General features: G+C 70.8%; 1 protein-coding gene. It reads left to right on the top strand.

Annotated elements, in window-relative coordinates; translation table 11 throughout:
- A partial coding sequence (locus tag KVT37_RS31895; protein ID WP_217578979.1) for a phosphopantetheine-binding protein occupies window positions 1-428 on the top strand: 428 nt, incomplete at both ends.

The following is a 428-nucleotide window of genomic DNA, read 5'->3' as shown; positions in this document are numbered from 1 at the left end:
AAGCGGTGGTGATCGCGCGCGAAGACACGCCTGGTGAGAAGCGGCTGGTTGCCTATGTCGTGGCGGACGGTGAGGCGGGCGCCGATCTTGCGGCGGTGTTGCGGGCTTATCTGAGCGGCCTTCTGCCGGAATACATGGTGCCGGCGGCTTATGTGGTGCTGGACGCCTTGCCGCTGGCCCCGAAGGGCAAGCTTGATCGCAAGGCACTGCCGGCGCCCGACGAGGGGGCCTATGCCCGTGGCCTCTACGAGCCGCCGCAGGGTGAGGCTGAGACCATCCTTGCCGGCATCTGGCAGGAGCTGCTCGGTGTCGGGCCCGCCGGACGTCACGCCAGCTTCTTCGGGCTCGGCGGCCATTCGCTGCTGGGGGGGAGGGTGCTGGGGCGTTTGCGCCGGGGGGGCCGGGGCGGGGGGGTCCGGGGCTTGGTG

Origin of the sequence: Mesorhizobium sp. GbtcB19 (assembly GCF_019091085.1) — a bacterium.
In the GTDB taxonomy this organism is placed as follows: Bacteria; Pseudomonadota; Alphaproteobacteria; order Rhizobiales; family Rhizobiaceae; genus Mesorhizobium.
The sequence above is the reverse complement of the archived record's forward strand: the minus strand, read 5'-3'. Positions and strand labels throughout refer to the sequence as shown.